Here is a 19318-nt window from a genome sequence, read left to right on the forward strand (position 1 = left end):
GGTCATTTGAATCACTGATGATGGCAGCATTGACGTGAGAGAGTCATCTGAGAGGTTGACGGAAGAGGCCTCTTGCCGATATTCCAAATCGTAGAGGTTCTCCGGTCCCGCTGGATTCGGAGCTAAGAGGGAAGCCGGTGAACATGCCGGCGCTGCCCCCGCAACTGTAAGCGACGAGCCGCTGTCCAACAAAGTCACTGAAGCCCGTGCGGCTTCGGGAAGGCCGGACAGCAGCGATGACCCGCAAGCCAGGAGACCTGCCTCGACCACATATACGTCCACGGGCGGGGTGTCCCGGTGGTGCGCCAAGCCGCCGCCGCTCGGGCGATCCTGCTTGCGTCCGCCAAGGCCTTTGCCCCCAACTACGGGGTTAGCGCTATGTCTCTTCTCTCCCTTCCGGTTGCCACGCTTGGAACGCCTCGGATCGGTCCAAGACGCGAGCTCAAACGCGCGCTTGAAAGTTACTGGGCCGGCGCAATCAGCGAACAGCAATTGCTCGAGGACGCAGCTGGCCTGCGTGCTGCGAACTGGGCCCGCCAAAAATCCCTCGGTGTCACCGTCATTCCGTCCAACGATTTTTCGTTGTACGACCAAGTGCTCGACACCTCTGTCATGGTTGGTGCCATCCCGGAAGTCTACGCGTCGGAAATCGAGTCGGTTTCGCTCAAGACGTACTTCGACATGGCACGCGGTTCACAATGCGATCGCCAGAATACCAGTTGCAGCCACGGATCGGGCGGATTTGGCGCGCCCGCACAGGAGATGACCAAGTGGTTCGACACCAACTACCACTACATGGTTCCTGAATTTCATCGGGGACAGACGTTCCGCCTATCTTCTCGCAAGCCTATCGAGGAGTATGAGGAAGCCAAGGCCCTGGGGTTCCAGACGCGCCCTGTCCTGATCGGGCCGGTCACATTCTTGAAGCTTGGCAAGAGTGCGGATCCTGCGTTCCAGCCGCTGTCACTCCTGGATGAGCTAATACCGGTCTACATCGAGGTTCTGCAAGAACTAGGCAAAAGGGGAGCAAACTGGGTTCAATGCGACGAGCCCTGCCTGGTCCTGGATCTGGAGGAGGGGACGCGAAGATCTTTGCTGCACGTCTATGATCGGCTCGCCAGGGAAGTACCAAACGTCAAGATCATGGTCGCGAGCTATTTCGGCGATCTCGGCGACAATCTGGACACAGCTTTGAACATGCCCGTTGCCGGACTGCACGTGGATTTGGTTCGCGCACCGAACCTGTTGGACCGGATCATTGCTGCCCGGCGAAGTGATCTCGTCATGTCCCTCGGCGTCGTCGACGGACGAAATGTTTGGCGGTCGAACCTGTCGGCGCTCCGCCAGCAACTGGATCCCGCCATTGCGAAGCTAGGCAGGGATCGTGTTCAGATCGCTCCGTCCTGCTCGCTGCTGCATGTGCCCGTCGATGTTGAACTCGAGACCGGACTTGCATCCGATCTCAAGAGTTGGCTTGCCTTTTCGGTACAGAAGATGCGTGAGCTTGCGATCCTGGCGCGGGCACTCGCGGGTGATCAGAATGTTGCTCAAAGTCTTGCTGAATCGCAGTCGGCGGTGACCGGCCGCCGGACTTCACCAAAGATCCGTGATGCCAATCTTGCGGTGCGGATGCGAGCGATCGACGAGGCCATGTGCCGGCGCGCCAGCCCATTTGTCCGTCGAGCCGAGATCCAACGCAAGCGCTTTAGACTACCGGCCTTTCCCACCACGACGATCGGATCCTTCCCGCAAACCCCAGAGGTCCGGAATGCCCGCGCGGCACATTCGCGAGGCGCCATGAGCGACGAGCAGTACGACAAATTCCTCAAGGAGGAGACTGCGCGCGCTCTGCGTTGGCAGGAGGACATTGGTCTGGACGTGCTCGTGCACGGCGAGTTTGAGCGCAATGACATGGTGCAGTACTTCGGCGAGAAACTCGCCGGCTTCGCATTCACCAGAAATGGTTGGGTGCAATCCTATGGCTCGCGTTGTGTCAGGCCACCGATCCTATTCGGAGATGTTTTGCGGCCAAAACCGATCACTGTGGATTGGTGGCTCTACGCGCAATCACTGACCAGCAAGCCGGTGAAGGCGATGTTGACCGGGCCAGTAACGATCTTGAACTGGTCGTTTGTTCGCGATGATATTCCAAGAGGCGAGGTCTGCCGGCAGATCGCACTGGCGATACGCGACGAAGTCCGCGATCTCGAGATAGCCGGTGCGAGCATGATCCAGATCGACGAAGCTGCCCTGCGCGAAGGATTGCCGTTGCGCCGATCGGAGTGGGCGGCCTACCTTCAATGGGCTGTCGACAGCTTCCGCATTTGCTCATCAGGCGTTGCAGATCAAACCCAGATTCATACTCATATGTGCTATTCTGAGTTCAATGACATCATCGACGCCATTGCTGCAATGGATGCGGATGTCATCTCGATCGAGACGTCGCGTTCGAAGATGGAACTGCTCGATGCGTTCAGGAACTACAAATATCCCAATCAGATCGGGCCGGGCGTGTACGACATCCATTCTCCGCGCATTCCCGAGGTAGGCGAAATGAAGGAGCTGATGGCCTTGGCTCGGCAGCGGTTGCAGGATTCGCAGCTCTGGGTCAATCCGGACTGTGGTCTGAAGACGCGCAAATGGGAGGAGGTTCGCCCGGCGCTGATCAACATGGTCGCCGCCGCCCGGCAACTGCGCGCGGCATCTGATCGGCCAAGTCGTTGATCCTGCGCTTGGCGCTCTCCTCCAGGGCGCTGATCCGCTCATAAAGCGTTGCGCTCTGGATCATCTCGACCGAGCTTGCACGACGGAAAAAAGCCCGGCCGCGCTTAGCAGGCCGGGCGAAAGTTAAGTCTGAGAGGAGCGACGCTGAACATCGCCAACTTCCATCGGCGGAGGGAGGACAGCCGATGGTCCGATTGCCGGCGAGGACATTCGCCGTAAATCTGAACCCGAGTTAAAGCACGGCTCAGCATAGCTCAATCATGCTGTGGTATGCTACCGATGTAGTCGAGTATCGGAAGACTAAACCAAGGTGTGCCTGCGATGAGCACCTTCACAAGGGTTTGCCGAGCCGAGCAAAGACTGCGGGTGGCGACGCCCGGCCGTCTTGGTACCGACCGAGGCGAAGTGCAATTAACGCGGTTTCCTGCCGCTCGATCGGCGCGACCATACGAGCAAACGCGACCGCAAAAATTACTCAAGCAGCCAATGCGTGAGTGGCTTCTTGTTGATCACTGCGCAGGCAGTCGCTGACCGGCTCCACTCAATGACGAAGGTTTGGAACTCTGTTTGGAATGCATGAGCGGATCGACGCGCGACCGTGAAAGTGGCGGACAAATCGGACGTTCCACGATCACGGGGGCGGTCCGAACCCGCATAAGCCAGTTCACTGGTGACCGAAGTGCGGGATCGCTGGAGTGGTAAGCCCGCCGTTCACACGATCAGACCGCCGGGCTGTGCGTAGCCCCGCACCGAGCAAGGTGAGCGTCGAACGCTGAGGCGACGCACCGGACCAGGAACCGGGCGCCGTCGGCTACGGAAAGCCGGCCGTTGTCAACCACGACGGCGCCATCTGCGATAAGGCTGTCAAGCCGGGAATGATCGACAACGGCCGAATCCGGATCCCTGCCGTGACGGCGAGACGTCTCGGAGAGATCGATTGTCATGTCGCACATAATTCGTTCGATGATCTCCGCCCGGTAGCGATCATCATCGGTCAGTAAATAGCCCTTCGCCGTCGCGAGCCGATCCTCGGTGATGCGAGCGAGGTAATCCCTTGTCGAGACAGCATTCGCGACGAACCCCTGTTGCAGGCGGCCGATGGCGGTGGCACCGAGGCCAATAAGGGTGCCTGCGCAATCGTCAGTATATCCCTGGAAATTGCGGCGCAACCTGCTTTGCTTCGCCGCCACAGCGAGATTATCATGCGGCAGGGCGAAGTGATCGTGGCCTACGCGTACGTATCCAGCGTCAACCAAAGTGTGAGCTACCATTTCGGATTGGAGGTAGCGCTCGACGCTGTCGGGCAGAGTGGATTCGTCGATCTTGCGTTGATGCTTCTTGAAGGTCGGAACGTGCGCGTAACCAAAGGCGGAAAACCGGTCCGGATGCAACTCGAGGCATTTGCCGACGGTATCCAGGCACGAATCGACCGTCTGTCGGGGCAGCCCATACAGCAGGTCGAAATTGATCCGGCAAATGCCGGCGTGGCGTAACCGCTCGACCGAAATTGCGGTCTGTTCGAAGCTCTGCGGGCGGTTGATGGCCTGCTGGACGACCGGGTCGAAGCTCTGCACGCCAAGGCTTGCCCGGTTGACCCCGCTATAGCCCAGGGCTTCCGCCATCGGATTGCTCAACATGCGCGGGTCGATCTCCACGGCGATCTCGGCATCAGGCAGGACGGCAAACGAATAACGCAACGAACCGACCAAATCGGCGAATGTTTCAGGTGTCATGATCGTTGGCGTGCCACCGCCGAAGTGGATATGAGAGATTGGCTGTCGTTGGCCAATGACCTCTGCAACGAGGTAGGCTTCAGTGCGTAGTCCAGCCGCATAGATCGCGATCGGATCGTCGCGTTTCGTGACAGATGTATGGCAGCCGCAGTACCAACACATGCTTCGGCAAAATGGCACGTGCACGTAGATCGAGGCGGACCGTCGGCCGTCGAGAGATTTGAGCCAAGCTTGATAGTCGACCTCCCGAACTGACGCTGAGAAATGAGGGGCGCTCGGATAGCTGGTGTAGCGCGGTAGTCGGTGCTGCCCGTAGGATTGTGCTAGGTCCGGTCGCATGGGGATGCCTCTCTCGCTCTCTGGGCGCCCGATTATCGGACAGATGCATGGTAAGCTTTGCGCTGCCTCAAATATCGCAGTTACTGATGGGCCGGCCGGTAGGTCATGCCCGCAGCGCATACATCATGCTTTGAATTGTGATGAAGCGGTCGCACGGCAGGAATGAACGTCCTTGGCAATGCACCTCCCATGGCTCATCATGGTCAAATCGAGCGAGAACGAGACGAAACGAAGCAGCAAACGGATCTTTATCGAAATTGACATCCGCCAGCTCTGCTGTTCAGACCGAACGTTCCGGGATCTGCGGTATCTCGCGATGGCGTGCCGCGATCCGAACCGGCCCCGAGCCCACGAATTCAGCCCGTGCCAGGCAAGGCTTGCGGAGGGAGATTGTTTCGCCGCACCCGCCTGGCCACTATCGCGCGTCTCCATTGGCTAGCAGAGATGAGAAATGCCCCGTTTCGCGCGATGCCAATGCGGTATGGTCGAGCCTGTTGCGGTCACGGCCGATTGCGTTTGAATCCGACCGTTTTAAGGTTCGGCCATGCCGCTTGCGCCGCCAGTTGAAACAAACGATCGTCGGGCTCAGAGGCAGATCGTCTTCGTAACCTGAGAGCCGGCGAGACGGTCTTCATTTCGAGTCCCATGAAATGATGTCCACTTTCCTGCCGAAAAGCGGCAGCGATCAATGTGGTCCATCCCTCTCCGCATTATGTCGCGGGTTGCCCGCCAACGCGCTCGAAAACGCAAGTGCGCTCCGTTCGGCCTCAGCTTCTTTTTCCAATTGTAGAATATGCGCTCTTAGCGCGTCGGAAGCTGCTTCAGCTGTCTCGCTAAATAGCGGATCACCGTGATCGGTGAGTGCGGAGGCGACTTCGCTCCAATCCTGAGCCGATAAAGCCGCAACGGCGGCGGGGAAGAAGTCTCGTTCTTCCCACATCATGTGGTGCCGCTCGCGTACTATAAAGTCGCGCACGATGTTGCCGACGTCTTGCCGAAGGACTTCGCGGTCGGCCAGGACGCCATCAATGGCCCGAGCGAGGTGGTGCAAGCGGTCGATGACTTCCTGATGCTCATGGGCAAGATCACCCACCATTGCAGCCGCATCCGGGGCGCGCGTCTTGAGCCTGGAAAAGATCAAGTCTTCCTGCGGATGATGATACACCTCCGGGTAAACCTCGAAATAGCTGATAATCGCGCGGATCACCTCATAGTCCGGACGATGTCCTTGCTCAAAAATCTCCAATTCGCGTTGAAGGGCGATCAGAAGCAGATCAATATTGCGATGCTCTCGAAGCAGGCGATCGATGACCATTGCGGTGCTCCATGGAGGAAAATGTAAGCTAGCGGCGATTTGTGCCAGGTCGCCCGAGCCGCACTTCGAGCTCTTTCTGCGCTGTATTTGCCGGCACTGCTCGGCGTATAGAAGGAGTGCGCCGTCTTGCCGAAAGCTGGCGCAAATCGCCTTAGCCAAAGCTCTGCGCAGAGCGGATGGACAGTTTGTCTTTGAGCTCGACTCGGCGTGAACTCCGCAGCACGATCGCACCGTTTTGCTCAAGCTGGGTAAAGGTGCGCGACACGGTCTCAATCGTCAAGCCAAGGTAATCTGCAACATCCTGCCGCGACATGGGCAACTCGATGGCAGCGTTCTTCGTCGTGCGGCGAGATATATCTTGAAGGAACGTGGTAACCCGCTCTTCTGCGCTGCTGATCAGGAGCATCGAATGCTCCTGAAAACGGCGCAGCTCAAGCGCCATCGTCTCCCATAGTTGCCTTGCGAGATCCCTCTCGTGACTGCCGCGAAAAATGACAGCGGTACGCTTCGCCATCAGCAGGTGCGTCTCGCAGATCGCTTCGGCCGAAGAGATGTGGCATTCTTCGGCCTCAAAGCCAAAGATCTCACCGGGCAGATAAAAAGCGCCGATTTGACGACGTCCGTCTTCGGAAACCTTGTAGGTTCGCACAGCACCCGACACTACCTGATAAAGGTATTCGGCTGCTTCGTCCTCGCCGTAGATCTCGCTATTGCGAGTGAACCGCATCGGTGTAGCAATCATACCAAACGGTCCACGAACGTCAGATTGCCCACGCAAGTCGCTGTTCCGATGGGGGCTGTTCTCAGTAAAGCTGGTAGCCGGGGCGTACATGGCGAACTCTATGCGTCGAATGTCGATGAGATAGATTGGTCGCTCCGGACGAATTGCGAAATCCGGATGTTTTACCTAAGTAACAACCACTACGTATTTACACGTAGCTATACGAAGATCGTCTTGAAACGGGCGCCGGCGACCTCCTGATTGCGCGAACAAATCAGATTGGAGAATTTTGGATCGGGAGCTGCTGCTGACTTGCGGTCCGCCCATCGAAAACAATTGAAGACCACACGGCCCCACCGGTGAAGAGTTCCAGCAAAGGCGAGTGCTGCCGTCCACCGCAAGTTTCGGCCCGCAGCCGAAAGTTTCCTTTGTCACGGTGACGCTGACCCAGGACCGGTCGACCGGGGAATCTGACAAGGCGAGGTGATCCAATCGATGTACGCTCGATGGCCCGGACGAGGCGGCCGGTCATCACTTGATATGCGCATGTGGACTGCAATTGGGGGGATCATACAGCTCGACGGCTCAACATCCGGTCTTGCCGCACTTCTGCAATTTTACAGTTGGAGGAGACCGCGATCCAGCCTGAAGTTGAGCTCGGGCGGCTGTCGAATGCCGGTGACGCCGATCGAGACGGCATTCCGCATCCCGGCAACATGCGCCCCTTCGATCCTTTTGCTCTCAATGTGACATCAGGACTGGGATGTTGATCGCACGAAGCATATGCCGCATGGAGGCGCCAAGCAGCCTCTCCTGCAGCCGAGAGCGACCATATCCCCCCATTACCAACAGGTCGAGGCCTTCGTCGGCTGCAAGCGACAGGAGGGCGCGCCGCGCTGCCCGCGTTGTCGGAAGTGACACGACCTTCGCAGGAAGTCCCGATTTTGCAAGGTACTCTCCCAGATGCGCGGTGGAACTCTCTGCCGGGACCTTGTCCGGAGCGGTGGTCGCAATGATGGTGAGGGCATCGGCTTTACACAAAAGTGGCCTCGCGTCGTGCAGCGCACGCGCCGCACGGCGGCTGCCGTCCCAGCAAATCCCTACTCGTCTGATCGAGAAGGCGCCGTGGAAAGTAGGTGGCAGGTACAGAACTGGCCCACCAGCCTGGAAAAGAATCTCGCTAGGTATACAATTGTCGTAACTATCGTAGCCGCTCTGAGGCTGTGTAACGATGGTCATGTCGTGGACTCGCGCGCTTGAGCAGATGATGCGGCGCGCGTCTGCTGGAATCGCGCTCAGCGCACGACTCGTATAGGAAATGCCCGCAGTCCGCGCCTGTATGTCGAAGATATGAAGTGCTGCTTCGGCCCGCTCCAACGCACGCGCCTGCTCGACATCGAAAACAGCAGTAACTGCCGTTACGCCCATTGCAAGAAGCGGAATAATGGTTCTCTCGTAGCCGATGGCTACAACGTCAAGATGCGCGCCGGTGCTCAGCGCGAACGAAATCGATCCGTTGATTGCAGCCCGCACCGGGAGCTCCGTCGGAAGGTGGACCAGTATGTTCCCGAGCATTGTCGTTCTCCGAAGTCAAAGACCCGCGGCCTCGGAGCACAATCCGGGCCCGTAATTGATCCGCTTCATATGCCGCCGCTGAACGTTCTCGAGCACGATCAAGCTGGCAAGAAGCGGGTCTCACGATAGTCCACGGCCAGGAATGGTCCTCGCCTGTGTTGCACAATTTACGCGTACAAAGAAACCGCAGGCGATTGAGGCTCCTCCGCATCAGAAACATGACCTGTTCGGTGCGATCTGCTCACCGGTTGCAGCGCACAACTCGATGCTTGAATAGGACAATCCGTCGCTTGGGATGTTGCTAGAGTCCGGCGGCGATGGCTATTCGCATCAACTCGGACATGCTGCGAACATTGGTCTTTGCCATGATGTTCGCCCGGTAAACCTCGACCGTTCTCGGGCTGATGCCAAGATCATGGGCGATCACCTTGTTGATCTTGCCTGCCAGTAATCCCTGCAGGACATCACGCTCGCGCGATGAGAGGTCCGCCAGACGGGCTTCCGCCTGCAGTTTCGCCGCATCGTCCGCTGGCTTCGTTGGCCTTGCTTCCAAGGCGCTATTGATCGCACGCAATAGCACCTCGTCCTCGAAGGGCTTCTCGATGAAGTCGACCGCACCCGCTTTCATCGCTTCGACTGCCAGCGTTACGTCCCCATGACCAGTTATCAGAATGACGGGACAGTCGACGCGATCGGCCTTCAGTTTGCGGAGCAGTTCCAGGCCGCTCATGCCCGGCATGCGGATGTCAGACACAATGCAGTCAACCGGACCGCTCGCGGCGTCACCGAGAAAGTCGGTCGCCGTCTGATAGGGTGCCACGCAGAAGCCTCTAACATCAAGCAGAAACGCGAGCGAGTCCCGCATCGCGGCGTCATCGTCGATCACAAGAATGCGCCGCATGGTCATGCTTCTTCATTAGCTTCCGCAAACGGCAGGGTAAACTGAAAAACCGTGCCGCCGCGCGGGTTGGCTTCCACAGCGATGTGGCCGCCATGGGACTCGATGATCGTCCGGCAGATTGATAGTCCCACACCCATGCCATGCTCTTTGGTCGTGACGAAGGGCTGGAACAGGCGGTCGGCTATATCGGGGCTGATGCCAGAGCCCGTATCGGCAACGGTAAACCTGGCGAGGCCGTCGACTTTGGCAACGCCGACGGTCAATTCGCGACGCGGGCTGGAGGCCATCGCCTCGATCGCGTTTCGTATCAGGTTCAGCGCGACCTGCTGGATCTGGATCTTGTCCACGATCATCGATGGCAGATCGCGATCGCTGCGGATCGTCACCCGCACGCCTTGCTCCTTGGCGCCGAGCAAGGCCAGAGCGACCGCCTCTTCAAGCAGGGTGAGCGGATTCTCCATTGTGTGCTCCGTCTCGCCTTTGGCGACGAATTCTCGCAGGCGCTTGATGATATCGCCGGCACGCAGAGCTTGCTGGGTGGCATGTTCGATGGCATCACCAATACGGTTGGCGTCCGGCTTGTCTGACGCCAGCAGCATCTTGGCGCCGCGCATGTAGTTTGTGATTGCGGAGAGCGGTTGGTTGATCTCGTGGGCAATAGACGAGGCCATCTCACCCATGGCGGTCAACCGCGAGACGTGCACGAGCTCAGATTGCAGTTCCTGCAATCGGCGTTCCTGCGCTCGCCGTTCGGTGAGGTCTCGGATGAAACCGGTAAAGAATCGTTCGCCGCGCACTTTGGCCTCACCGACGGCAAGCTCCATCGGAAAGGTCGAGCCGTCGCTTCGCTCGCCGACCACGATACGGCCGATGCCGATGATGCGCCGCTCTCCGGTAGCCAGATAGCGTTCAATGTAGCGGTCATGCTCGGCGCGGTAGGGCTGCGGCATCAACCTGGATACATTCGCTCCGACCACTTCGTCCGGAGACCAACCGAATAAACGCACTGCCGCGGCGCTGAACGAGCGAATGAGTCCCTTCTCGTCAATCACGATCATGGCTTCTGGTACGGTGTCCAGGATCGACTGCAGATGGGCTTGCCGGTACCGCGCCTGCTCTGATTCTCGCCGCAGCCGATCGCCCATGAAGCCGAGCACGGGGCCAAGTACCGCGAATCCGGCTACATCGATCATGTTCGCGGGATCGGAGATGAGGTTTTTCCCAAGACATGCCGCGCTGATGATGAGGCAGAGCAGTGTAGCGAAGACGGCCGGTCCGCGGCCACCAGCGAAAGCGGCAAAAATGATGACTGGAAGGTAGATGATCGTGAATGTGCGGTCCTGAAGGTACGGATCCAGCGCCCCGCGAAGCACGAGCGCCAGCGCGGTGGCCGCCGCGGCTGAGCCATAGCGGTACCAGATGTGGTCGGACATGTTTTCTGGCAAACCTCTCATTCGATCGACAGTACATAGTTTGTCTATGTGAGGCGACCGGATGCAGCCGCGTTTCGTTGCGCTACCTATTGTGCAAGGCAGCGGCCGCTATCTCGGCCAGATGCGCCAGTGCGTGGGCTGCACAGCGACGTGCTCTCCGGTCGTGGCCTTGATCCAGCCGCCGAAGATCCGGCGGCAGGGAAAGACCAACCGGTGAATGGTATTACCCTCGATCACCGCGATCTCCAACTCCCGGTCAAAGGGCGCCGTTTCAATGCGCTCCCACGTCAAGTCGCCAATAGATCCTGGACGGTCATCATCGCCGCTGACTGACAAAATCAGGCAACCTTTCGAATACTACGGGCGAGATCGCTCTGCGCCAACAGGCTCAGGCTGATCTCACCCGAGCGGCGCATGGTCTCAATCCCGCCAGTTGCGGTCCAGGTGCTTGGGGGCGTGGCACTGCCGATCGGGTCGTGCTGGGAGGTGATCCGATCGCCTACCGAAATATTAGGGCTGCGAAACAGCCCCGGGATCCGGTCGAGTCGAACCGGGCCAGTTGAAGCCAGCGCCGGTTGGTATTGATTGCTGTTGGAGAGCAGCTGGAGTGGACTGCCGTTCCTGCAAGCGTGCCCGCGGCGGGACATTTGTCGCCGTGCTCTGTCATGTCGGATATCCTTTGTCGGTCGGAAGTTTCCCCGTCCTACGAAGTCAGCGTGGGGCGTGGAGTCTTGATGCCGTCGAGTGCGCTCTTGTGAGTCTGGCGAGTCCATGTGGGAACGGTATGACGGCGGAATTCGCTTGATGGCATTCAGATGGGCCAGCTGTGCTCGGCCCGTGCATCGCGCCGATTCGCGGGTCGATGAAGTGGCCAGCGTCACACGCGGCGCAGGTGACCGGGTGCAACTCGCTCGGGTGCGTCCGCCAGCAGTCCTTGAGCTCACTCGGTGGTATTTGGGTACGAAAAGATGATGGGGCGCCAAGTCTTTCTATCTGCCATGTGTCTGAGCTTGACTGGAAGGTCGTTTCTATCCGCAAGCGGCCACCGCAGTATTGATGCAGGTCAAAAGGAAGCTGATGCGCGTCTAGAACGGGGCGAGGGCGAGAGGCCGCTGCCAGTGCGTTGCCGGTAACACGTGCTAAACCGGGTCATTCGGCAGGGCCGCGCGATCCACACAACACGCCAGCGTGTAGCGGGTTTGATGGAAATCAAAATGTAGGACGCGCAATGTGCAAATGTTGAGGCTGCGCAGCGCACGGGCATTGCACCATGACAACGCGTGTCTTTGAGCTGCGAGAATCGCGATGGAGATGGTAAGTTGATTGCTCGCCTCACATTATCGTTGGTCTTGCCCACGCTGATCGCAGCCATCGGCTATGGCGCACAAGTCTCTAACCCTGGGCTTATCGAAACCCTGGCTGGGGCCATCCTGACCATCGGCTTTGCCGTTGCGGCGGCAGGGTGGACCATCAGGAGCGAGATGAGGCCGGTTCGCCTCATTTGCTTACGTGGGGCCAGTTCTCGCCGCCGGTAGCCTCGGTCGCCGGCGCTGGTCAGAAATGCCTTTGCCCGCTGCCTCGCAATCAGCCAGAGCTGTCGGGAATGCCTTGTGAGCCACCTAGCACCATGCAACGTTCGCGGCTTCACAAGCTTCCACATTGCCGGCGATTGAAGTTGGAATTGATCGATAATCGCCATCGCAGGCGTAGCGGTCCATTCTGCCCCCAACCGTCTCTTGAGAATGTTCTGGATCAGCGCCTCCAACTCTGCCGCCCCAAGGCATGAGAAGACGAGAAGCTGCTGTTCCTGAGCCACCTCAACCAGATGTGATCCGGCAAGCCTGGGCGCTTGGTGATTTGCAGCTTCTCCGGGACGAAGAAGCGCTCGCATCTCGATGGAGCGACAATCTTTTTTTGGGTGCCACTTGAGACAAATCAAACACTCGCCTGGCACGGATGGCAGAATGCAAGATAAGCAAACGACAGGAAGAGAGTATCATGCCTTCATTTAACGTTCGGTTCATCAAGACCGTTTGCGACGATACCGGCCACGAGCATCGTGCCTGTCAGGCTGCGTTCCGGGTGCATGCAGCCTCGCTGAGTGCTGCTGCACAGCAGGCCGAAACCGATTTCTGCAAGCAAAAAGGAGTACGTGATTGGACCATCTTCGCTGATGCGATGGAGCTTCGAACCCCGCCTGCATTGCCCCCGGCGTGGGGTGGTTAGCCTGAGCTCGGCCTGGGAAGTCCGCGAATTTTGATCGTAGAGACAATCCGCCAATCCAGGCACGATTCTCACAAGCGTCTTCGAGCGTCGATCGAGAAAAATAGCTCGCGATGTTGTCGCCAATTGAGCAGGCGGCCCTCTTGTCCGCGACACCCTTGTAGACTTCCCCGACATTTGCCGGCCTGCGGCTCTGCGGGCTCGTTGCAGCGCATCGTCGTCCGGCAGGGGCGATCTGGATCGACGATTTTCTCCCACGGACGGGTCCTATTTGATGCATGTCAAAAACAAGTCTGCCGCCGGCAGCTATGGCTGCTTTGAGGGGTATGACACATGGTTAGCCAATCTGGATTTGTCGGTCGCCCTTGGGGGTTCAAGAATTTGCTCACCCGGTTGCGGGCGAACCTGTCCCGGACAGCAGAATTAGCCTATTTGGGTGCGCACGACATCGACGCGATCGCGCGTGAACTTAATCTATCCACGTCCGACTTTCGAAAGATGGCGCAAAGTCCGGGCTCTCCTGAACTCTTAAACAAGCGCCTCGCACTTGCCGGCTTTTCCGAGAGTGCGCTGGCCGCCTGCCATGGAGACGTGTTGCGCGATTTGCAGCGTGTATGTGGCCTGTGTCAGACCAAGATCCGCTGCGCGGCCGACCTCGAGCGGCATAAGTCTGTAAATCCCCTCAAAGGCTGTCCTAACGAACATACTCTGCGCGCGCTCGCGCGTGAGATCGGCAGCGTTCCGCAGCGTTTGGGCAACTGATCGCGCTCGATCGCCCCGTCCCCGGAAAATGTGATCTCCTGGCAAGCGCCGCTTTCAAAAAAGGCCAAGACATGACAAGCCCATCCCTCGCCTCGAAATCCATGACCATGGGTGAAGCAGGCCTAATGTCGGTATTCGCTGTTTCTGCCTATGTTTGCTATTTCGCGGGGGCGATGGGGCACGATTCTGCATTTAGCTTCCACGCATTGCTCGCTTCCGCCGCCAGTCTGGCCGCCGCAAGCGTTATCCTCAATCGCTACTATGAACGCCCGGCGCTATTGCCGCCGGCGCAGATCAACGGGAGGCCGAATTACAATCTCGCTCCGATCAAATTCGCCTCAGTGATGGCGATGTTCTGGGGCATCGCAGGCTTTTCGGTCGGCGTTTTTATCGCCTCGCAACTTGCATGGCCCGCACTGAATTTTGATCTGCCTTGGACGAGCTTCGGCCGACTCCGCCCGCTGCATACATCGGCCGTGATCTTTGCGTTCGGCGGGAACGTGCTTATCGCGACCTCCTTCTACGTCGTGCAGAAGACCTGTCGCACGCGCCTCGCCGGCGATCTTGCGCCGTGGTTCGTGGTAGTTGGCTATAATTTTTTCATCTTGATCGCGGGCACCGGCTATTTGCTCGGCGCTACCCAGTCGAAGGAATACGCCGAGCCCGAATGGTACGCCGATCTCTGGCTCACCATCGTCTGGGTCACTTATCTCATTGTGTTCCTGGCGACATTGGTGAAAAGGAAAGAGCCGCACATTTTCGTCGCCAACTGGTTCTATCTCGCTTTCATCCTCACCATTGCGGTGCTCCACCTGGGCAACAATCCCGCATTACCGGTCTCCGTGTTCGGTTCGAAATCCTACGTCGCCTGGGGCGGTGTGCAGGACGCCATGTTTCAGTGGTGGTACGGCCACAACGCGGTCGGTTTCTTCCTGACCGCCGGCTTTCTGGCGATCATGTACTACTTCATTCCGAAGAGAGCCGAACGCCCAGTCTATTCCTACCGCCTCTCGATCATCCACTTCTGGGCGCTAATCTTCCTCTACATCTGGGCCGGCCCTCACCATCTACATTACACCGCGCTGCCGGATTGGACGCAGACCTTGGGCATGACGTTCTCGATCATGCTGTGGATGCCCTCATGGGGCGGCATGATCAACGGCCTGATGACGCTCTCGGGGGCGTGGGACAAGCTGCGCACAGACCCGGTGCTCCGCATGCTCGTGGTCTCGGTGGCCTTTTATGGCATGTCGACGTTTGAGGGCCCGACCATGGCAATCAAGGTCGTCAATTCGCTCAGCCATTACACCGACTGGACGGTCGGCCACGTGCATTCCGGCGCGCTGGGCTGGGTCGGATTTGTATCGTTCGGTGCGCTCTATTGCCTGATTCCCTGGCTTTGGAAGCGCGAGCTGTACAGCCTCAAGCTCGTCAACTGGCACTTCTGGATCGCCTCGATCGGGATCGTTCTCTACATCTCGGCGATGTGGGTGTCTGGTGTCCTGCAAGGCCTGATGTGGCGCGCCTATTCCTCGCTAGGTTTCCTCGAATACTCGTTCATCGAGTCGGTCGAGGCTATGCATCCCTTCTACGTCATCCGCGCCGCGGGGGGCGCAATGTTCCTGATTGGTGCGCTGATCATGGCCGCCAATCTCTGGATGACCGTGAATGCAAAGCAAACCGATCAAATCCAGGACACTGGAGCGCTCCAAGTCGCGGAATAGGTCATCGCATGTCTCTTTGGAACCGACACAAGATCTTTGAGAAGAACTCGATCATCCTGATCGCAGGCATTCTTGTCGTGATCGCGATTGGGGGGCTGGTCGAGATCACGCCGCTCTTCTACCTCAAAAGTACGATCGAGGCCGTGGACGGCGTACGACCATATACCCCGCTTGAGCTTGCAGGCCGCAACATCTACGTACGCGAAGGCTGCTATCTGTGTCACTCGCAGATGATCCGGCCATTGCGTGACGAGGTCGAGCGCTACGGACATTACTCGCTGGCCGCCGAGAGCATGTATGATCACCCGTTTCAATGGGGCTCGAAGCGTACCGGCCCGGACCTCGCACGCGTCGGCGCGAAATATTCCGATGAATGGCACGTCACGCATCTGACCAATCCGCGGGCCATCGTGCCGCGGTCGGTCATGCCTGGATACCCGACGCTGGCGCACACCGAGCTCGACCTGACCGACATGGCCGCACATCTGCGCACCAACCGGGCGGTCGGTGTCCCCTATACCGAAGATCAGATCAAGAACGCGGTCGCTGACCTGAAGACCCAGCTCGATCCTGACAGCGCGGACCTCGCCTCGTTCCAGAAACGCTATCCGAAGGCAGCTGTGCGCAATTTCGACGGAAGCGTTGGCAATCCGACCGAACTCGATGCGCTCATCGCCTATTTGCAGATGCTCGGTACGCTGATCGATTTCAAGCTCTACGACGAAAAAGCCAATTTGCGCTGAAGGATCCGGTGATGAAAGCAGTTATTTCCATCGAGAGCCTGGCGTCAAGCTTCGTCGTGACCCTCTGGACGCCGTTGTTCGTCGGCATCTTCATGGCCGTCGTTGTTTATGCGCTGTGGCCCGGCAACCAGCGGCGTTTTGACTCTGCGGCGCGCATGCCGCTGTTCCGGGATTGACAGACCATGACTGACCGCGACTTCGATCGGATCTCCGGCCGCTCCACGACGGGGCACGAATGGGATGGCATAAAAGAGCTCAACACGCCGCTGCCGCGCTGGTGGATCTCGACCTTCTACGCCACCATTCTTTGGGCGATCGCCTATTGGGTCGTCTATCCGGCCTGGCCGCTCCTCTCCAGCTACACGACCGGCGTATTTCATTATTCGGCCCGCGCGAGCGTCGCCAGCGATCTTGCCGGGCTCGAGAAGCTGCGGGGCGAGAAGATGGCGGTTCTCGGCAAAGTGTCTCTGACAGAGATCGAGACGGACCCGGCCCTGCTGGCACTGGCCCGTGCCCGGGGCAAGACGGTGTTCGCAGACAACTGTGCGCCATGCCATGGCAGCGGCGGCGCAGGTGCCAAGGGTTATCCCAATCTCAACGACGATGACTGGTTGTGGGGCGGATCGCTCGATCAGATCCAGCAGACCATCCAGTTCGGCGCACGGTCCGGCCATGGCCAGGCCCATGAGGGGCAAATGCTGGCCTTCGGCCGCGACGGCATCCTCAGGAAAGATGAAATCGCCACGGTAGCGAATTACGTGCGATCGCTGTCTGGCCTGTCAACAGTCGCCAATTTCGATGCCGCGGCCGGCGCAAGGATCTTTGCCGACAATTGTGCGGCCTGCCATGGCGAGAACGCCAAAGGCAACCAGGAGCTCGGCGCGCCGAATCTGACGGACCACATTTGGTTGTACGGCTCGGACGAGGAGACGCTGATCGAGACGATCAGTTATGGCCGCGCGGGCATCATGCCGGCCTGGAGCGGGCGGTTCGATCCCATCACGATCAGGGCGCTTGCGGTCTATGTGCACTCGCTCGGTGGTGGACAATAGATGAGATGAGCCGAGAAGCCACCGACCCATCGACGAGGCTAAGTCAGTCACCCGTGCCAGATGTAAGGTCGGCCATGAAGCTAGCCCTGAACAAGACTGGTCCGCGCGATGACCCGCCGATCGGCGAAGATGGGCCTCTCTATACAGCTCATAAGAAGGTCCATCCGCAGAGCGTCTGCGGCACTTTCCGCACCATCAAATGGCGGCTGATGGTGGTCTGTCTCGGCATCTACTATTTGCTGCCGTTCGTGCGTTGGCGTCGTGGCTTAGGCGCCCCCGACCAGGCGGTGTTGCTCGATTTTCCGAACCGGCGGTTCTACTTTTTCTTCATCGAGCTGTGGCCGCAGGAGCTTTATTACTTCACCGGGCTGCTCGTGCTTGCCGCGCTGGCACTATTCTTGATGAACGCTCTGGGCGGACGTATTTGGTGCGGCTATCTCTGTCCGCAAACGGCATGGACCGATCTGTTCTATGCGGTAGAGCGTTGGGTCGAGGGCGACCGTCGCGACCGGCTGAGGGCCGCTGCACGCCCGATGACAGTGGAGCGGGCGGCAAAGCGCGTGCTAAAGCACGTGGTCTGGTTGATGATCGCTTGGTGGACCGGTGGTGCCTGGGTGCTCTACTTTGTCGACGCGCATACATTGGTGCGCGATCTGGCGACATTCCAGGCGCCCGCGATCGCCTATATCTGGATCGGGATCCTGACCGTTACGACATACTTGTTGGCCGGCTACATGCGCGAACAGGTTTGCGTGTATATGTGCCCTTGGCCGCGCATCCAGGCCGCGCTCACCGACGAGTGGGCACTCAATGTCACCTACAAATACGATCGCGGCGAACAGCGCTGCTCATTAAAGAAGTCATTCGATCTGCGCGCGCGGGGCGAAAAGATCGGAGACTGCATCGATTGCAATCAATGCGCGGCGGTCTGTCCGACCGGCGTCGATATTCGCAACGGCGCCCAGCTCGCCTGCATCCAGTGCGGGCTATGCATCGACGCCTGCGATTCCGTCATGAAGAAGATCGGGCGCGCAGGTCGCCTGATCGGTTACGACAACGACATCAATATCAGGCGCCGCATGGAAGGCAAGTCGGAGCTCTTCAAGCCGGTACGCCCGCGGACGATCGTATATGCGTCTTTGATCTCGGTCGTCTGTGCGATGATGCTTTATGGGTTGTTGTCCAGAACACTGCTCGACGTCAACGTGCTGCACGATCGTAATCCGATGGCGGTCAAGCTGAGCGATGGTTCGATTCGCAACGGCTACACGGTACGCGTGCTTAACAAGCTCGCCTTCGACCGCGTCATTGCAATCGACATCGATGGGCCACCTCAAACGTCCGTGCACGTCGTCGGCGTAGATTCTGTGACCGTGGAACGACCGACGATTGTCTTGGCTCGCGATACTACGACAGAACTGCGGCTATTGGTGACCGCGCCGGCCGACGACACGTCGGAACGGTCGGTGCCGGTGAGATTTCGGGTCACCGACATTGGCCTCGGTGAGGTCGCCTCCGCAACGGACCACTTCGTGTTCCCCTAAGAATTACTGACGGGATCTTGCCAATGACCGCATCAATTCCAGTCGCGCGGCCCATCACCGGACGCTTTGTCCTGATCGCCATGCTCGCTTTCTTTTCGGTCGTGATTGGCGCCAATTTGATCATGATGCGTTTTGCCATCACGACGCTGCCGGGAACGGAGGTTGACAGCGCCTACAGCGCGAGCCTCGCCTATCAGCGTGAAATCCTGGCGGCGCGGGAGCAGAACGAGCGAAGCTGGCAGGTGCAGGTACATGTCCAACGGCAGTCCGATGGCCGGGCGGTGCTTGCGATCGAGGCACGCGATCGCGCAGGCGCGCCTCTCGTAGGAATGAATTTCGTGGCCCGGCTCGAGCGACCGGTGGACCGCCGGGCCGATCGCGCGATCAATGTGGCGGAGGGCAGTGCTGGAACCTACCGCGGGGACGTCGAGGGGGTCGCTATCGGGCAGTGGGATCTCGTGATCGAAGGCGGCACTGACGGCCGCCGCATGTTTTTGTCGAAAAATCGCATCGTCTTGGACTGAGGGCA

The 19318-nt window shown here is 58.9% G+C and carries 16 protein-coding genes and 1 riboswitch; of the genes, 9 read left to right on the top strand and 7 right to left on the bottom strand.

What is annotated here, in order from left to right:
• The first annotated feature begins 77 nt into the window (after window positions 1-77).
• Window positions 78-279: riboswitch (cobalamin riboswitch) on the top strand.
• 99 nt (window positions 280-378) lie between these two features.
• On the top strand, window positions 379-2724 hold the full coding sequence (metE, locus tag ACVIGB_RS43510; RefSeq protein ID WP_456724690.1) for a 5-methyltetrahydropteroyltriglutamate--homocysteine S-methyltransferase: 2346 nt from the start codon (window positions 379-381) through the stop codon (window positions 2722-2724).
• 719 nt (window positions 2725-3443) lie between these two features.
• On the opposite strand, the gene hemN is transcribed toward metE, so the two are convergent.
• From hemN to ACVIGB_RS43545, 7 genes are all read right to left on the bottom strand, one after another.
• Entirely contained in the window at window positions 3444-4796 is a 1353-nt protein-coding gene (gene hemN, locus ACVIGB_RS43515; protein ID WP_456724689.1) for an oxygen-independent coproporphyrinogen III oxidase, read from the bottom strand.
• 685 nt (window positions 4797-5481) lie between these two features.
• The gene (locus ACVIGB_RS43520) at window positions 5482-6111 is read right to left on the bottom strand and encodes a hemerythrin domain-containing protein (protein ID WP_456749318.1); all 630 of its coding nucleotides are present in this window, start codon (window positions 6109-6111) and stop codon (window positions 5482-5484) included.
• A 151-nt stretch (window positions 6112-6262) separates the two neighbouring features.
• A complete protein-coding gene (locus tag ACVIGB_RS43525) occupies window positions 6263-6853 on the bottom strand; it encodes a helix-turn-helix domain-containing protein (RefSeq protein ID WP_456724686.1) in 591 nt (196 codons plus the stop codon).
• Between the two features lie 720 nt (window positions 6854-7573).
• Window positions 7574-8365 (bottom strand): universal stress protein, encoded by a 792-nt coding sequence (locus ACVIGB_RS43530; RefSeq protein ID WP_456724685.1) that lies wholly within the window; start codon window positions 8363-8365, stop codon window positions 7574-7576.
• 343 nt (window positions 8366-8708) lie between these two features.
• On the bottom strand, window positions 8709-9314 hold the full coding sequence (gene fixJ / locus ACVIGB_RS43535; protein WP_456724684.1) for a response regulator FixJ: 606 nt from the start codon (window positions 9312-9314) through the stop codon (window positions 8709-8711).
• Complete coding sequence (locus ACVIGB_RS43540; RefSeq protein WP_456724683.1) at window positions 9311-10741, bottom strand: PAS domain S-box protein; 1431 nt, start codon at window positions 10739-10741, stop codon at window positions 9311-9313. Before ACVIGB_RS43540 ends, fixJ begins: the two co-directional genes overlap by 4 nt.
• A 108-nt stretch (window positions 10742-10849) precedes the next feature.
• Window positions 10850-11032 (bottom strand): hypothetical protein, encoded by a 183-nt coding sequence (locus ACVIGB_RS43545; protein WP_456724682.1) that lies wholly within the window; start codon window positions 11030-11032, stop codon window positions 10850-10852.
• A 1707-nt stretch (window positions 11033-12739) separates the two neighbouring features.
• Here ACVIGB_RS43545 and ACVIGB_RS43550 point away from each other — a divergent pair.
• From ACVIGB_RS43550 to ACVIGB_RS43585, 8 genes are all read left to right on the top strand, one after another.
• Entirely contained in the window at window positions 12740-12967 is a 228-nt protein-coding gene (locus ACVIGB_RS43550) for a hypothetical protein (protein ID WP_229158196.1), read from the top strand.
• Between the two features lie 330 nt (window positions 12968-13297).
• A complete protein-coding gene (locus tag ACVIGB_RS43555; RefSeq protein WP_456724681.1) occupies window positions 13298-13726 on the top strand; it encodes a hypothetical protein in 429 nt (142 codons plus the stop codon).
• Between the two features lie 71 nt (window positions 13727-13797).
• Window positions 13798-15450 (top strand): cytochrome-c oxidase, cbb3-type subunit I, encoded by a 1653-nt coding sequence (gene ccoN / locus ACVIGB_RS43560; RefSeq protein ID WP_456724680.1) that lies wholly within the window; start codon window positions 13798-13800, stop codon window positions 15448-15450.
• An 8-nt stretch (window positions 15451-15458) separates the two neighbouring features.
• Complete coding sequence (gene ccoO / locus ACVIGB_RS43565) at window positions 15459-16193, top strand: cytochrome-c oxidase, cbb3-type subunit II (protein WP_456724679.1); 735 nt, start codon at window positions 15459-15461, stop codon at window positions 16191-16193.
• 11 nt (window positions 16194-16204) lie between these two features.
• The gene (locus ACVIGB_RS43570; protein WP_456724678.1) at window positions 16205-16369 is read left to right on the top strand and encodes a cbb3-type cytochrome c oxidase subunit 3; all 165 of its coding nucleotides are present in this window, start codon (window positions 16205-16207) and stop codon (window positions 16367-16369) included.
• Window positions 16370-16375: 6 nt separating this feature from the next.
• Window positions 16376-17245 carry a cytochrome-c oxidase, cbb3-type subunit III gene (ccoP, locus tag ACVIGB_RS43575; protein WP_456724677.1) on the top strand — a complete coding sequence of 290 codons (870 nt, stop codon included), beginning with the start codon at window positions 16376-16378 and terminating at the stop codon, window positions 17243-17245.
• Window positions 17246-17319: 74 nt separating this feature from the next.
• Window positions 17320-18789 carry a cytochrome c oxidase accessory protein CcoG gene (gene ccoG / locus ACVIGB_RS43580; RefSeq protein ID WP_456749319.1) on the top strand — a complete coding sequence of 490 codons (1470 nt, stop codon included), beginning with the start codon at window positions 17320-17322 and terminating at the stop codon, window positions 18787-18789.
• 23 nt (window positions 18790-18812) lie between these two features.
• The gene (locus ACVIGB_RS43585) at window positions 18813-19313 is read left to right on the top strand and encodes a FixH family protein (protein ID WP_456749320.1); all 501 of its coding nucleotides are present in this window, start codon (window positions 18813-18815) and stop codon (window positions 19311-19313) included.
• The last annotated feature ends 5 nt before the right edge of the window (window positions 19314-19318 follow it).

This window comes from Bradyrhizobium sp. USDA 4341 (assembly GCF_054063755.1).

What these genes read in the sequence shown, in the direction of transcription:
- metE (WP_456724690.1), top strand. Translation starts at nt 379, where the DNA reads ATGTCTCTTCTCTCCCTTCCGGTTGCCACGCTTGGAACGCCTCGGATC.
- hemN (WP_456724689.1), bottom strand. Translation starts at nt 4,796, where the DNA reads ATGCGACCGGACCTAGCACAATCCTACGGGCAGCACCGACTACCGCGC.
- ACVIGB_RS43520 (WP_456749318.1), bottom strand. Translation starts at nt 6,111, where the DNA reads ATGGTCATCGATCGCCTGCTTCGAGAGCATCGCAATATTGATCTGCTT.
- ACVIGB_RS43525 (WP_456724686.1), bottom strand. Translation starts at nt 6,853, where the DNA reads ATGATTGCTACACCGATGCGGTTCACTCGCAATAGCGAGATCTACGGC.
- fixJ (WP_456724684.1), bottom strand. Translation starts at nt 9,314, where the DNA reads ATGACCATGCGGCGCATTCTTGTGATCGACGATGACGCCGCGATGCGG.
- ACVIGB_RS43540 (WP_456724683.1), bottom strand. Translation starts at nt 10,741, where the DNA reads ATGTCCGACCACATCTGGTACCGCTATGGCTCAGCCGCGGCGGCCACC.
- ACVIGB_RS43550 (WP_229158196.1), top strand. Translation starts at nt 12,740, where the DNA reads ATGCCTTCATTTAACGTTCGGTTCATCAAGACCGTTTGCGACGATACC.
- ACVIGB_RS43555 (WP_456724681.1), top strand. Translation starts at nt 13,298, where the DNA reads ATGGTTAGCCAATCTGGATTTGTCGGTCGCCCTTGGGGGTTCAAGAAT.
- ccoN (WP_456724680.1), top strand. Translation starts at nt 13,798, where the DNA reads ATGACAAGCCCATCCCTCGCCTCGAAATCCATGACCATGGGTGAAGCA.
- ccoO (WP_456724679.1), top strand. Translation starts at nt 15,459, where the DNA reads ATGTCTCTTTGGAACCGACACAAGATCTTTGAGAAGAACTCGATCATC.
- ACVIGB_RS43570 (WP_456724678.1), top strand. Translation starts at nt 16,205, where the DNA reads ATGAAAGCAGTTATTTCCATCGAGAGCCTGGCGTCAAGCTTCGTCGTG.
- ccoP (WP_456724677.1), top strand. Translation starts at nt 16,376, where the DNA reads ATGACTGACCGCGACTTCGATCGGATCTCCGGCCGCTCCACGACGGGG.
- ccoG (WP_456749319.1), top strand. Translation starts at nt 17,320, where the DNA reads ATGAAGCTAGCCCTGAACAAGACTGGTCCGCGCGATGACCCGCCGATC.
- ACVIGB_RS43585 (WP_456749320.1), top strand. Translation starts at nt 18,813, where the DNA reads ATGACCGCATCAATTCCAGTCGCGCGGCCCATCACCGGACGCTTTGTC.